At 72.8% G+C, this 621-nt stretch carries 1 protein-coding gene; it reads left to right on the top strand.

Going from position 1 to position 621, the window contains the following annotated elements; all coding sequences use genetic code 11:
* A partial coding sequence (locus RT309_RS12765) for a CDP-alcohol phosphatidyltransferase family protein (protein WP_313357594.1) occupies nt 1-621 on the top strand: 621 nt, incomplete at both ends.

Here is a 621-nt window from a genome sequence, read left to right as displayed (position 1 = left end):
GCATCGCTGGGCATTCCGGCGGCGAGGCTGGCCCTGGCGGGTGCATCGTTCGCCGCCGCCACTGCGTTGTTCGCCGTGCAGCTGTCGCACCGTCATCCTCATTCCCGCCTGGGCGCGGCGAACGTGGTCACCCTCGTGCGGATGGCCATCGTCGCGCTGCTGCTGGGGCTGCTCCCCGCGAGCGGCCCCCTCTCGAACGTGGTCGTCGTGCTGACGGTGGGTGCCGGTACGTTCGCGCTGGCCCTCGACGGCGTCGACGGCTTCCTGGCCCGCCGTCAGGGAACGGCCTCGCCGTTCGGCGCCTCCTTCGACATGGAGGTCGACGCGGCCTTCGGCCTGGTTCTCGCGCTGCTCGCCATGCACGGCCCGGCCGGTGCGCTCGCGCTGCTGCTCGGCCTGCCGCGGTACCTGTTCGCGATCGCCGCCGTCGTCGCTCCCTGGCTCAACGGCCCACTCGACGAGCGGTACAGCCGCAAGGTGGTGTGCGTGGTGCAGCTGATCGCCCTGCTGACGCTGCAGCTGCCCTTCCTGCCCCCGGCAGTGGCGGTCGCGCTGGTCGCGGCGACCGGACTGTCGCTGGCGTGGTCGTTCGGCGTCGACGTGCGCGCCCTCTGGCGACGC

Origin of the sequence: Microbacterium sp., assembly GCF_032084865.1 — a bacterium.
Lineage (GTDB): Bacteria > Actinomycetota > Actinomycetes > Actinomycetales > Microbacteriaceae > Microbacterium.
This window is presented reverse-complemented; position numbering and strand designations above follow the sequence as displayed.